The sequence below is a fragment of the Blastococcus sp. MG754426 genome (assembly GCF_021699055.1).
Lineage (GTDB): Bacteria > Actinomycetota > Actinomycetes > Mycobacteriales > Geodermatophilaceae > Blastococcus.
Genome location: NZ_SSXC01000058.1, coordinates 1 through 12,352 on the forward strand (window position 1 = coordinate 1; position 12,352 = coordinate 12,352).

Annotated in this window: 11 protein-coding genes; 5 read left to right on the forward strand and 6 right to left on the reverse strand. The window is 74.8% G+C overall.

The window, feature by feature from the left end; all coding sequences use genetic code 11:
- Positions 1–100 precede the first annotated feature (100 nt).
- The 3 genes from E9549_RS16630 (at position 101) to E9549_RS16640 (ending at position 3,398) form a co-directional block, all read left to right on the forward strand.
- Complete coding sequence (locus tag E9549_RS16630) at positions 101–1,279, forward strand: ATP-binding protein (RefSeq protein ID WP_236827705.1); 1,179 nt, start codon at positions 101–103, stop codon at positions 1,277–1,279.
- Positions 1,276–1,962, forward strand: a complete 687-nt coding sequence (locus E9549_RS16635; protein ID WP_308113151.1) for a response regulator transcription factor — start codon at positions 1,276–1,278, stop codon at positions 1,960–1,962. The genes E9549_RS16630 and E9549_RS16635 overlap by 4 nt, the downstream gene beginning before the upstream one ends.
- A 92-nt stretch (positions 1,963–2,054) precedes the next feature.
- Positions 2,055–3,398 carry a short-chain fatty acid transporter gene (locus E9549_RS16640; protein ID WP_236827706.1) on the forward strand — a complete coding sequence of 448 codons (1,344 nt, stop codon included), beginning with the start codon at positions 2,055–2,057 and terminating at the stop codon, positions 3,396–3,398.
- 34 nt (positions 3,399–3,432) lie between these two features.
- Here E9549_RS16640 and E9549_RS16645 read toward each other — a convergent pair whose 3' ends face one another.
- From E9549_RS16645 to E9549_RS16655, 3 genes are all read right to left on the reverse strand, one after another.
- The gene (locus E9549_RS16645) at positions 3,433–4,803 is read right to left on the reverse strand and encodes an acetamidase/formamidase family protein (protein WP_236827707.1); all 1,371 of its coding nucleotides are present in this window, start codon (positions 4,801–4,803) and stop codon (positions 3,433–3,435) included.
- Positions 4,804–4,888: 85 nt separating this feature from the next.
- Positions 4,889–6,085, reverse strand: coding sequence for a serine hydrolase (locus tag E9549_RS16650; RefSeq protein ID WP_236827708.1), 1,197 nt, complete (start codon positions 6,083–6,085; stop codon positions 4,889–4,891).
- Positions 6,086–6,122: 37 nt separating this feature from the next.
- On the reverse strand, positions 6,123–6,863 hold the full coding sequence (locus E9549_RS16655; protein WP_236827709.1) for a PIG-L deacetylase family protein: 741 nt from the start codon (positions 6,861–6,863) through the stop codon (positions 6,123–6,125).
- A gap of 60 nt (positions 6,864–6,923) precedes the next feature.
- On the opposite strand from E9549_RS16655, the gene E9549_RS16660 reads away from it, so the two are divergent.
- On the forward strand, positions 6,924–7,217 hold the full coding sequence (locus tag E9549_RS16660; RefSeq protein ID WP_236827710.1) for a hypothetical protein: 294 nt from the start codon (positions 6,924–6,926) through the stop codon (positions 7,215–7,217).
- A gap of 49 nt (positions 7,218–7,266) precedes the next feature.
- Here the strand turns inward: E9549_RS16660 and E9549_RS16665 are convergent, their stop codons facing one another.
- Positions 7,267–7,560: a chorismate mutase gene (locus tag E9549_RS16665; RefSeq protein WP_236827711.1), complete on the reverse strand. Its 294-nt coding sequence runs from the start codon at positions 7,558–7,560 to the stop codon at positions 7,267–7,269.
- 316 nt (positions 7,561–7,876) lie between these two features.
- Between E9549_RS16665 and pcrA the strand changes: the two genes are divergently transcribed.
- Complete coding sequence (gene pcrA, locus E9549_RS16670) at positions 7,877–10,177, forward strand: DNA helicase PcrA (RefSeq protein WP_236827712.1); 2,301 nt, start codon at positions 7,877–7,879, stop codon at positions 10,175–10,177.
- Positions 10,178–10,279: 102 nt separating this feature from the next.
- On the opposite strand, the gene E9549_RS16675 is transcribed toward pcrA, so the two are convergent.
- Positions 10,280–11,089 carry a M23 family metallopeptidase gene (locus E9549_RS16675; RefSeq protein WP_236827713.1) on the reverse strand — a complete coding sequence of 270 codons (810 nt, stop codon included), beginning with the start codon at positions 11,087–11,089 and terminating at the stop codon, positions 10,280–10,282.
- Positions 11,090–11,313: 224 nt separating this feature from the next.
- Positions 11,314–12,207: a triacylglycerol lipase gene (locus E9549_RS16680; protein ID WP_236827714.1), complete on the reverse strand. Its 894-nt coding sequence runs from the start codon at positions 12,205–12,207 to the stop codon at positions 11,314–11,316.
- Between the last annotated feature and the right edge of the window lie 145 nt (positions 12,208–12,352).

Here is a 12,352-nt window from a genome sequence, read left to right on the forward strand (position 1 = left end):
GGCCGGTGACCATCAGGGATCCCCCCGAACCGACCCTGGTTCCTCTCCCCGGGTGATCACCGGTGTCATCGGGCCGGTCGCCGGTGCGACCATCGGTGGCGTGACCCCCACCATCGGCGCGCCGCCGCGTCCGCCGCTCGTGCGCCCGCGCGAGGGCCGGCTCGTCGCGGGCGTCGCGGCGGGCACCGCGGCGCACCTGCGCCAGGACCCGCTGGTGGTGCGGGTGGCGTTCGTGCTGCTGGCGACGACGGGGCTGGGCATCATCGCCTACGCGCTGCTGTGGCTCACCATGCCGGTCGCCGCGCCCGGGGAGTCCCCCGCGGTCACCCAGGGCTGGCGCCCGGCCGGTGCCCGGCAGTGGATCGCCCTCGTCGTGCTCGGGCTGGTGGCCGTCAGCCTCCTGGGCCAGCTGAGCCAGTGGACGAGCGCCGACGTCGTGCTGCCGCTGATCCTGCTGGCCGGCGGGCTCACCGTGATCTGGCGGCAGCTGGACACCGACCGCACGCTGGCCGGCGCGGGGGTCCGCTGGGCCCTGGCCGGCGGGGTCGCCGTCCTGGGTGTCGGGCTGTTCCTCCTCCTGGCGACCACCGGTCAGCTGGCCAACGCCCGCAACGGGTTCGCCGCCACGCTGCTCATCCTCACCGGCGTCGTCCTGGCGACCGCGCCGCTGTGGCGCCGGCTGCTGGACTCACGGGCCGAGGAGCGCGCCGCCCGCATCCGGTCGGAGGAGCGGGCCGCCGTCGCCGCGCACCTGCACGACTCGGTGCTGCAGACCCTCGCGCTCATCCAGCGCAACGCCGAGGAGCCGCAGGCGGTCAGCCGGCTGGCGCGCAGCCAGGAGCGGGAGCTCCGCGCGTGGCTCTACGACCCGGTGGCCGTCCGCGAGGGCGGCACCTGGGCCGGGCTGGTTGCGGGCATGGTCGCGGACGTCGAGGCCGACCACGCCCTGACCGTCGACCCCGTCGTGGTCGGGGACGCCCCCGTCGACGAGCAGCTGGCCGCGCTCGGCGCCGCCACCCGCGAGGCACTGGTCAACGCGGCCAAGCACTCCGGCGAGCTCTCCGCCGACCTCTACACCGAGGTGACCGCCGACCAGGTGTCGGTCTTCGTCCGGGACCGCGGCAAGGGTTTCGACCCGGGCACGGTCCCGGACGACCGCCGCGGCCTGCGCGACTCGGTGCACGGCCGGCTGGCCCGCCTGGGAGGCTCGGCGCTGGTCCGCTCGACACCGGGGGAGGGGACCGAGGTGGAGCTGGTCCTGCCGAGGACGAGCACGTGACGCCGATCGAGGAGTGCAGCAGCATGGGTCCGCGGGTGTTCGTGGTCGACGACCACGCGATGGTGCGCACCGGCGTGCGCGCCGAGCTGGGCGCGGACGTGACCGTCGTGGGGGAGGCGGCCGACGTCGCCACCGCGATCGACGGCATCCGCGGCGCGCGGCCCGACGTCGTGCTGCTGGACGTGCACATGCCCGGCGGCGGCGGGCGGGCGGTCCTCGAGGCGCTCCGCGGGGAGCTGCCGGACGTGAAGTGGCTCGCCCTGTCGGTCTCCGACGCCGCGGAGGACGTCATCGCCGTCATCCGGGCCGGGGCGCGGGGCTACGTCACCAAGACGATCTCCGGCCCCGACCTGCTCGACGCCGTCCGCCGGGTGGCCGACGGCGACGTCGTCTTCAGCCCCCGCCTGGCCGGGTTCGTGCTGGACGCCTTCGCCGCCGGGGGTGCGGCGGCCCAGCAGCCGGCGGCCGAGGAGGTCAGCGACCCGGGGCTGGACCTGCTGAGCGCCCGCGAGCGCGAGGTGATGCAGCTGCTGGCCCGCGGCTACACCTACCGGGAGATCGGGTCCCGGCTCTTCATCTCGGTCAAGACCGTGGAGTCGCACGCCTCCAACGTGCTGCGCAAGCTGCAGCTCTCCAACCGCAACGAGCTCACCCGCTGGGCGGCGACCAACCGGCTCCTCTAGCCGCGACTGGCCGCCCGCCGCCACCTCCGCTAAGCATGTGTCCGACGACACGGACGGCCTGCTCGGCGGGCCCGGGGGAGAAGGAGGCCGTCATGCTGCGCACGCTGTCGCGCCCGCTGGTCGCCGGCGTGGAGCGCTACCTGCCGGGAGCGTTCGTCTTCGCGGTGGTCCTCACCGTGATCGTCGCGGTGCTGGCCCTGCTCTTCGGCGACATCGGGCCCGCAGAGCTGACGCGGGCCTGGGGTGACGGCCTGGCCGGGCTGCTGGCGTTCATGACGCAGGTGGCCCTGGTGCTGCTGCTCGGCTACACGCTGGCGCTCACCCGGCCGGTCAAGGCGGGGCTGACGCGGATCGCCGACGTGCCGAAGAGCCCCCGTGCCGCCTACGCGTTCGTCGCCCTCATCGCCTCGATCGCCTCGCTGATCAGCTTCGGGCTGGGGCTGGTCGTCGGTGGCGTCATCGCCCTCGAGGTGGGCCGGGCCGCGCGCCGCCGCGGGACGAAGCTGCACTACCCGCTGCTGGTGGCCAGCGCGTACTCGGGCTTCGCCGTCTGGCACATGGGCTACAGCGCCACCGGACCCCTGGCCGCAGCCACTCCCGGCAGCTTCGTCGAGGAGGCGATCGGCCGCACCATCCCGATCAGCGAGACCGTGTACTCGCCGTGGAACCTCATCGCGATCGTGATCGCGGTCGCGGCGATCCTGGGCACCGTCGTCCTGCTCGCCCCGAAGAGCAGGGACCGGATCGTCGAGCTGCCGGAGCGGATGGGGACCGAGGAGCCCGACGTCGCGCTGAAGACGCCGGAGACCCCCGCCGAGCGCATGGAGGCATCCCGGCTGGTCACGCTGGTCCCGGGCCTCGCCCTCCTGGGCTACCTCGGCGTGTACTTCGCGCAGGAGGGCTTCGACCTCACCCTCGACATCGTCAACTGGTCGTTCCTCGCTGCGATCCTGCTCATCGTGCGCAGCCCGGCGGAGCTCGCCGAGCTGGTCGGCGGGGCGGTGCGGACGGTGGGCGAGGTGCTGCTCCAGTACCCGCTGTACGCCGGGATCATCGGGATGATGACCGCCTCCGGGTTGGCGGCCCAGCTCAGCGGGTGGTTCACCGACGTCGCCAGCCCGGGCAGCCTCGGGCTGCTGGCCTTCCTCTCCGCGGGGCTGCTCAACATGTTCGTGCCCAGCGGCGGCGGGCAGTTCGCCGTCCAGGCGCCGATCTTCCTGGACGCCGCCGACTCCCTCGGCGTCGATCCGGCCGTCATCACCATGGCGATCGCCTACGGCGACCAGTGGACGAACATGATCCAGCCGTTCTGGGCGCTGCCGCTGCTCGCCGTCGCCGGCCTCGGGGTGCGCGACATCTTCGGGTTCACCGCGATCACCTGCCTGATCACCGGCATCGTGTTCGGCGGGACGCTGCTGGTGCTCGGCGCCGGCTGAGCCGGCCGGCGCGCAGCCGGCCGGCCCCGCGCCGTCAGCGGAAGTGGCTCTTCGGGATGACCCCGTGGACGCCGACGGTCCGGTCGACGACCTGGGAGACCTCGAAGTCCACGGCGGCCGAGAGGTAGGCGTAGGCGACGGCGCGGTCCATGCCGAGGTCGTTCTGGAGGAAGTCCAGGGCGTGGACCACCGCCCGCCGGTTGGCGACGTCGAGGTCGCCGGCCTGCCCGCCGCGGCTGCCGTCGGGGTCGGACAGCCCGATCGGGAGCCACGACTCCGGCGTCTCGCCGAACGGGTAGCTGAACGCCACCGACGGGGCGTCGGAGGTGCCCTTCCGGCAGACGGTCAGCCGGAACGTGAGGCGCAGCGAGCCCTCCAGCGCGGTGAGCGCGACCTCGCCGCTGCCCATCGACATGTGCGGGTCGCCGACCGAGAACAGCGCACCGGGGGCGACGACCGGCACGTAGAACGCCGACCCCACGCCGAGCAGGTTCACGTCGATGTTGCCGCCGCCGACGGTGGGCGGGATGGAGTTGACCAGCGGGTCGTTCACCGCCGCCGCGTCGGCGACCGTCGCCACCGCCATGAGCCCGGCGAAGGGGTCGACGGGCCAGGAGACCGTTCCCCTCGGCCCGCCCGGCAGGCTCGCCCGGACCGCACCCCCGCGGACCGCCAGCGGTGTGAAGATCGAGACGTTGCCGTACTCGAGCGGGTTCCCGGTGCCGCGCCCGTCGCGCGTCGTCGGCATGACCTCCGCGGCGGTGATGTCGCCGGGGGCGCCGGCGAAGGCCGCGGCCAGCGCGCCCTTGCCGTGCCGGCTCGAGACGACGCCGTACGGCACCCGCGGCAGCGCCGTCAGCAGCTCGATCTTCAGGACGTCGCCCGGCCGCGCCCCCTCGACGTGCACCGGGCCGGTGACGACGTGCGGGCCGTCGGCGTCGAAGCTGCGAGGGTGCCGGGCGTACTCCGCCGCGATGGCGACGGCGTCGTCGAGGACCTGCTCCCGGGGCACCCCCTGGCTGCCGAACCAGGCAACCGGGTCGCGCCCCTGGTCCTCGAGGATCCCCTCGTGGCTGACGGTGTCGATGGTGATCGTGCCGCCGGAGCGCACCCGGGCCACGGGGGCGTCGCCGGTGCGCGGCAGGTAGCCCCAGAGCACCTCGTCCGGGCGGGAGGGCAGGTAGACCTGGCCGTCGATCGGGCCGGTGCCGGGTTGGAGCACCTCGCGCGGCAGGCGCGTCCGCGGCGCCGCCACCGCCGGGCCGGCCGTCGCCACCCCGGCGGCGAGCAGCGCGCCGGTGGCCAGGGCGGTCTGCACGAACGCGCGGCGGCCGAGCCCCCGCTCGAGGCGCTCCGCGGCCTCCTGCGGGTCGGGGCTGGTCTGGTCGTGCGGGGTCGTGGTCACGGTGCTCTCCCGGTGCCGTCGGTGGGCGTCGGGGGAGTTCTACGGGTCCGGTGTTGCGCCCGCGTGGCGCCGGGGCCACGCGGTGTTACGAGCTCGTTCCGCCCGGCCCGGTCCCGAACGCCGCCCGCCGGAAGGCGGTGAACAGCGGCGGCGGCTCGGGTGAGGCCCACATCTGGTTGGTCAGGAGGACCGCCGTCGTGCCGGTGACCGGATCGGTCCACCAGGTGCTGCCCAGGCCGCCGTCCCACCCGTAGGAGCCGGCGTGCCGCCCGCCCGGTTCGTCGGTGCGTCGGACGCCGATGCCGAGGCCCCACCCGCCGCCCTCGTCGTCCACCGGGCCGACCTGCTCGGTGGTCATGGCCCGGACCGCGGCCCCGCTGAGCACCCGGGTGCCGTCGGGGGCGCACCCCTGCGACTCGAGGACGCGGGCGAAGGCGGCCAGGTCGCCGACCGTGGAGACCAGGCCGTCGCCGCCGTCGGGGAACGCCGGCGCCGACGACCACTGGCCGTCCGCCGGGTCGTAGACCTCCCGCCCGCCGTCGGGCCCCGGCGGCGCCCAGTGCGGTCCCAGCCGGTCTCGGACCGCCGCCGGCACCCCGAACCCGGTGCTGCGCATCCCCGACGGCCGGAGGACCCGCTCGTCCAGCACCTCGGGCAGCGGCCGCCCGGCGGCGCGCGACACCAGCACGCCCAGCACGCTGGCGCCCAGGTGGTACAGCCAGCGGGTGCCCGGCTGGTGGGCCAGCGGGACGGAGCCCAGGCGGCGCATCCACTCGTCCGGGCCGGGCGCCGCCTGCGGGGCCGGCGGGCCCAGGGGCAGCCCTGCTGCGGCGAGCGCGGCCAGCGTCGGCGACGGCCAGGGCGCGGTGAAGTCCAGCCCGAGGCCCAGCCGGAGGGTGAGGACGTCGCGGACGGTGATCGGGCGGACCGCCCGCACCGTCCCCGCGTCCGGGTCGGCGGGGTCGGCGAGCACGCGCCGCCCGGCGAGCTCGGGGAGGAACCCGTCCACGGCGGCCTCGAGGGCGAGGACCCCCTCGTCCAGGAGGGACATCGCCGCGGCGGCGACGACCGGCTTGGTGGTCGAGGCGATGCGGAAGACGGTGTCCTGCGACACGGCGTGGCCGGTGCCGGGTGCGTGCGCGCCGGCCGCGCCGGTGGTGACCGGCTCGCCGTGCCGGCCGACCCACCAGGCGGCGCCCGGCACCTCCCCGGCGGCGACCGCCCCGGCCACCGCTGCCTCGATCCGCTCCGCCCGCGCGGAGTTCCCGCTCCGACCGCCCATGCCGGGATGACCCGGGGGGCGCCCGGAACTCATCGCCTCAGGCGGTGTGCACCACGTGGAAGGCCTCGGCGAGGCGGCCGGCCGGGAGGCCGAGCCGCTGGGCGGTCTGCCGCATCCAGCCGGTCACGAACTCCTCGAGGTCCGGCACGTGGCTCACCTGGGTGACGTGGCACTTCAGAGCGGCGAACTTGCGGTCGACGACGTCGGTGACGTCGACGGCGTGGTCGGCGCGCGGGCTGGCACCCAGCCAGACCTCGCCGACCGTCCAGGCGTCCAGCCCCTCGTCGGCCAGCAGCTCCGGGAAGGCGAACGGGTTGCGGGCATCGGGGTAGACGGCGCGCAGCGTCGACTCGCCGACGGTCATGTGGTCGGGGTGGCTGGCCCCGATCCGCTCCCAGAACCGCTCCGGCGAGCTGGTCAGCACCCGCTGCGGGCGGACCTGGCGGATGACCCGGCTGATGTCCCGGCGCAGGTCCAGCGTCAGCTCCAGCCGGCCGTCGGGGTAGCCGAGGAAGCGGACGTCGGTGACGCCCACCTCGGCCGCCGCCGCGGTCTGCTCGGCCCGGCGCAGCGGGCCCATCTGCTCGCGGGGGGTGTCGTCGAAGCCGCCGGCGTCGCCGTCGGTGACGATGAGGTAGGTGACCTCGGTGCCGGCCGCCGTCCAGGTGGCGACGGTGCCGGCGCTGCCGAAGTCGACGTCGTCGGGGTGGGCCAGGACGCACAGTGCCCGCTCGACGTGCTCGGCGGGAGCGGACGGGCGCTGGAGCGGGGAGGTCACCCGGCGCAGCCTAGGTGCACCGGCCGCGCGGGCCGCGAGCCGCTCGCGCAGACTCGCGGGGTGCCCTCGTTCACCCTGTCCGTCGCGCTCCGCTCCTCCACCCCGCTGGACGACGACGCCGTCGACACCCTCCGCGCGGTGCTGCGGCCCGGCGACCCGGAGCTGCGGCTGTGGCGGGAGCCCGACCGCGCGGTGCTGCGCGTGAGCACCGAGTGCGAGGCCGAGGACCTCGACGCCGCGCTGGTGCTCGGCATGGAGCTGGCCGACGAGGTGGGCGAGGCCCGCCCCGGCCGGGTGTTCGAGGTGGCCGCGATGGGCGACGACGACTCGCAGGTCTGGCGCAGCGGGCCCTGACCCGCACCGTCCAGGGGGTCGTCCCGGGGCCGAGGGGGAGCCCGCCCCGCTACAGGCGGCCGCGGCCCTGGCGGAGCAGCACCATGCCGAGGGCGGCGCCGTCCGGGCCCAGCGCGGTGCGGAACCGGGAGAGCACCTGCTGCTCGCGGGAGAGCGACAGGCGGGTGCCGCCGTCGGCCGCCCGGAGGGCGCCGATCTCGTGCGAGATAGCCACACGGCGGCGGACCAGCTCGATGATCTCGGCGTCGCAGGCGTCGATCGCGTCGCGGAGCGCGCCGATCCGCTCGGCGGGGTCCCTGGGGGTGGTCGGGCCGGCGACGGGGGCTGCGGTGGAGGTGCTCATCGGGTTCCTCGGTGGTGTGGGGGCCGGGAGGTCCGAGAACGAGAAACGCCCCGGGCTCCTCGGGCCCGGGGCGTCTGTTGCGGCGTGTGCTCAGCCAGCGGTGACGGACACCGGATCCCGGTGGCCGTAGAAAAAGCTGACGGTGGCGAGCACGGGGGGAGTCTGGCACAGGCCGCGCGACGCGCGCCAGGCCGGGCACGCCCGCAGGCGCCCGCGAGCGCGTGGCGGTCCTCCCCGGCGGCCGGCTGGGACGGGTGGTGCGCCCGTTCCCGGGGGCGCCGGGAGCGTCACCCGTCCGGCTTACAGTGGCGGGGTCATGAGCAGCAGCCTCCAGCAGTCCCTCCCCGGCACCGCCGCCCTGCAGCGCTCCGCACCCGGCTCGGTGGGGCGGGAGCTGGACCGGATGCTCGCCGGCCTCAACGGCCCGCAGCGCGACGCCGTCGTCCACGAGGGCAGCCCGCTGCTCATCGTCGCCGGCGCCGGGTCGGGCAAGACCCGCGTGCTCACCCACCGCATCGCCTACCTGCTGGGCGCCCGCGGGGTGCAGCCGGGGGAGATCCTTGCGATCACCTTCACCAACAAGGCCGCCGGCGAGATGAAGGAGCGGGTGGCCGCGCTCGTCGGCCCGCGGGCGCGGTCGATGTGGGTCTCGACGTTCCACTCGATGTGCGTGCGCATCCTGCGGGCCGAGGCCGCCAAGCTGGGCATGAAGTCGTCGTTCACGATCTACGACCAGGGCGACTCGATCCGGCTGATGACGATGGTCGCCCGCGACCTCGACCTCGACGCCAAGCGCTATCCCGGGCGCAGCCTGTCCAACCAGGTGTCCAACCTGAAGAACGAGCTCGTCGACGAGGAGTCGTTCAGCCCCCAGACGGCGCCGGAGAAGGTGCTCAAGGAGGCGTACACGCTCTACCAGCGGCGGCTGCGCGAGGCGCACGCCATGGACTTCGACGACCTGATCATGACGACGGTCCACCTGCTGCAGGCCTTCCCCGACGTCGCCGAGCACTACCGCCGCCGCTTCCGGCACGTGCTGGTCGACGAGTACCAGGACACCAACCACGCCCAGTACATGCTGGTGCGCGAGCTCGTCGGCGACGGCTCCGGGCCGGTGCCGATGGGCGAGCTGTGCGTGGTCGGTGACGCCGACCAGTCGATCTACGCCTTCCGCGGCGCGACGATCCGCAACATCGACGAGTTCGAGCGCGACTACCCGCAGGCCACCACGATCCTGCTGGAGCAGAACTACCGCTCCACCCAGCGCATCCTCAAGGCCGCGAACACCGTCATCGCCAAGAACACCGGCCGGCGGCCGAAGAACCTGTGGACCGACTCGGGCGACGGCGAGCTCATCGAGGGCTACGTCGCGGACAACGAGCACGACGAGGCCGCCTGGGTCGCCGAGCAGATCGACGCGCTGGTCGACTCGGGGAAGGCCCGGCCGGCCGACATCGCGGTGTTCTACCGCACCAACAACGCCTCGCGCGTGTTCGAAGAGGTCTTCATCCGCGTCGGCATGCCGTACAAGGTCGTCGGCGGGGTGCGCTTCTACGAGCGCAAGGAGGTCCGCGACGCGCTCGCCTACCTGAAGCTGGTCGCGAACCCGGCCGACGTCGTGAGCCTGCGCCGGATCATCAACGTCCCCAAGCGCGGGATCGGCGACAAGGCCGAGTCGTGCATCGAGTCCTTCGCCGACCGGGAGCGGATCGCGTTCGGCTCGGCGCTGCGGCGCTGCTCCGAGATCGGCGAGCTGGCGACCCGCTCGCTCAAGGCGGTGCAGGAGTTCGTCGCCCTGCTCGAGGAGTTCGAGCGGCTGGTCGAGACCGGCTCGGGCCCGGCGGCGCTGCTGGAGAGCATCCTCGACCGCACCGGCTACCTCGCCGAGCTGCAGGCCAGCACCGACCCGCAGGACGAGGGTCGGGTCGACAACCTCAACGAGCTCATCTCGGTGGCTGCCGAGTTCGAGGCGGCCAACCCCGGCGGCTCGGTCACCGACTTCCTCGAGCAGGTGTCGCTCGTGGCCGACGCCGACCAGATCCCGGTCTCCGGGGACGACGCCGGTGTGGTCACGCTGATGACGCTCCACACCGCGAAGGGGCTGGAGTTCCCGGTCGTCTTCCTCACCGGCATGGAGGACGGCGTCTTCCCGCACCTGCGCGCGCTGGGTGACCCGCGCGAGCTGGAGGAGGAGCGGCGGCTGGCCTACGTGGGCATCACGCGGGCGCGCCAGCGGTTGTTCATCTCCCGGGCCACCGTGCGCACCAGCTGGGGGCAGCCGGCCTACAACCCGCCGTCCCGGTTCCTCGACGAGATCCCCGCCGAGACGATCCACTGGGAGCGCACCGACCCGGTGCCCGCGCCGTCGACCGGCTACCGGTCGGCCCAGACGCGGGTGGCGGCGACCGGGCTGTCCACCGGCGGCCTGCGCGGCGGTGCCGGCAACCGGCAGGTCATCTCCGTCGAGGTGGGCGACCGGGTGAGCCACGACGCCTTCGGCCTCGGCACCGTCGTCGAGGTCACCGGCGTGGCCGACAAGGCCCAGGCAACCGTCGACTTCGGCTCGGGCGGCACCAAGCGCCTCGTGCTCCGCTACGCCCCCCTCGTGAAGCTCTGACCTGAGGGGCGGGGCCCGGAGGGTCCCCGACGAAGGCCAGGACGCGCTCGACGCAGGCCGGGACGGCACCTGGCCGCGGTCGATCGGGCGGAGCCCGATCGATCAGACACTCACCCCGCGCTCGGCCAGCCAGGCCCGCGGGTCGATCGGGCGGCCGTCCATCCCGCCCCGGTGGATCTCGTAGTGCAGGTGCGGGCCGGTGGACTGGCCCTCGTTGCCGATCTTGGCGATCTGGTCCCCGGCGGTGACGAGGTCGCCGGCGGAGACGTTGTAGTAACGCATGTGCCCGTAGATGTGCACGTTGCCGTCGGCGTCCTGGATGTAGACGGCGTTGCCGTAGCCCGAGGCGCGCCCCGCGCGGACGACGACGCCGTCGGTGGCCGCGAGGATGGGCGTGCCGAGCGGGGCGGCCAGGTCCAGGCCGTAGTGCATGGTGCCCCAGCGGCGGCAGAAGCAGGTGGTCAGCGTGCCCTGGGTCGGGGCGACGATCTTGGGCTGCCGGGCGGCGCGGGAGGCGGCGAGTTCGCCGAGCCGCGCCTGGGCCTCGGCCTCGGTGATGCCGCGGCGCGCGTCGGCGCCCTCGAGTCCACCGGCGAAGCTCACCTCGGTGCCGACGCCGAGCCCGTAGTCGGCGGCGGAGGCGGTGACGTCCGCGCGGTCGGCGGTGAGGGCCGGGATGCCGGCGAGCACGGCGCCGGCGACGAGCGCGGCGAGCCAGAGGTGGGCTCGCCGGCCGGGCGGGTGCGGCAGCCGGCGCCGCGCGCGGGGTGCCGCCTCGTCGGCGGGGGCCGCGGCGGGCTCCGCCGCGGGGAGCGGTGCGCGGACCGGGCCCTCGACAGCGGTGCGCGGACGGGGCACCACGACGACGTCGGACGGCGGCCCCTCCAGCACCGGTGCGCTGCTGCGAGTCACGGCGGACCTTCCCGGACGACAGGCCGGCGAGCGCCCGGGGGGCGTCCGTCGGGGGAGCGACGACGGCGAGGGCTCCTGGAGTGGTGCCCGCCGGTCGTCCCGGCGCCGTGATCGGACCGTAACGATCCGTCATGGGCCGACCAAGGACCCGACGCTGCGTGTCGCGACGTGTACGAGTCGTCACGTCGACGTGTCGACCCTGCGGATGCGGGGGATGCCGGCGGTCAGGCGACGGCGGCGACCGGTCCGCTCGTCGTCCCCTGCTCGCAGCCGCCGGCGAGGGTGGTCGCCACCTCGTCGAGCACGCCGCGGTGCATGGGCAGCGACATGTGCCCGACGCCGCGGAACAGCACGTTGCGCGCACCCAGGTCGGGGTGGTCGCACCGGCCCGACCGCGTGGGCAGCACCATCTGGTCGAGGTCGCTGTAGAGGGCCGTGATGCGGGTCCGGCAGCCGGGCGCCGGCTGCTCGAGCTCCTCCAGCACCGGTGACCCGGGGCGCAGCTGGCGGATCAGCGGGGTGGGCGCGAGGTGGGCGAGGACCGAGCCGCGGTGCGGGGTGCCGAGGGTCACCAGCGAGTCGATCCGGCGGTCGCCGCCCTGCCGCTGCACGTGGTACCGGGCGATCAGGCCGCCGAGGCTGTGCCCGACGACGCGCACCCGGTCGTGACCGGTCTGCTCGCAGACGCGCTCGATGTGCTCGCCCAGCTCCGCGGCGCCACGCGCGACGTCGGTGAGCAGCGGGCTGTAGTTCCACGAGCAGACGGCGGTGAACCCGCGGCGGCGCAGGTTGCGGCGCATGACCGCGAACACCGAGCGGTTGTCGACGAGCCCGTGCACCAGCAGCACGGGCGTGCCGGCCGCCACCGGGTCGACGACGAGGCGGGCCCGGGCCACCGGCGGCTGCTCCCCGGTGCGCGTGCCCGGGTCGAGGCGCAGCTGCTCCATGCGGGCACCCAGCGGGTACATGAGGACGTGCGCCCCGAACCACGCGAGCTCGGTCAGGCCGCCGGTGAGCGTCGTGGGGGAGCAGAGTGCGCGCAGACCACGTGGCGTGCCCTCGGCGCCGTCCCCGGTGTGCCACCCTGGACCGGAGCCCGGATCGCCCGATGGGCGCATGGCTGCCCTCCCCGTTGACCTCCGGCGGAGCTCGGCTCGTGCCGTCCCGCCGGCGGCGGTGCCAGGTGTGTGCTCCGTTCACCGCACGGTAATGCGGAGGAGTGACGGTCGTCACACGAACGTCACCGTCCGGTGGGCGATCGAG

What these genes read in the sequence shown, in the direction of transcription:
- E9549_RS16640 (WP_236827706.1), top strand. Translation starts at nt 2,055, where the DNA reads ATGCTGCGCACGCTGTCGCGCCCGCTGGTCGCCGGCGTGGAGCGCTAC.
- E9549_RS16650 (WP_236827708.1), bottom strand. Translation starts at nt 6,085, where the DNA reads ATGGGCGGTCGGAGCGGGAACTCCGCGCGGGCGGAGCGGATCGAGGCA.
- E9549_RS16665 (WP_236827711.1), bottom strand. Translation starts at nt 7,560, where the DNA reads ATGAGCACCTCCACCGCAGCCCCCGTCGCCGGCCCGACCACCCCCAGG.
- pcrA (WP_236827712.1), top strand. Translation starts at nt 7,877, where the DNA reads ATGAGCAGCAGCCTCCAGCAGTCCCTCCCCGGCACCGCCGCCCTGCAG.
- E9549_RS16680 (WP_236827714.1), bottom strand. Translation starts at nt 12,207, where the DNA reads ATGCGCCCATCGGGCGATCCGGGCTCCGGTCCAGGGTGGCACACCGGG.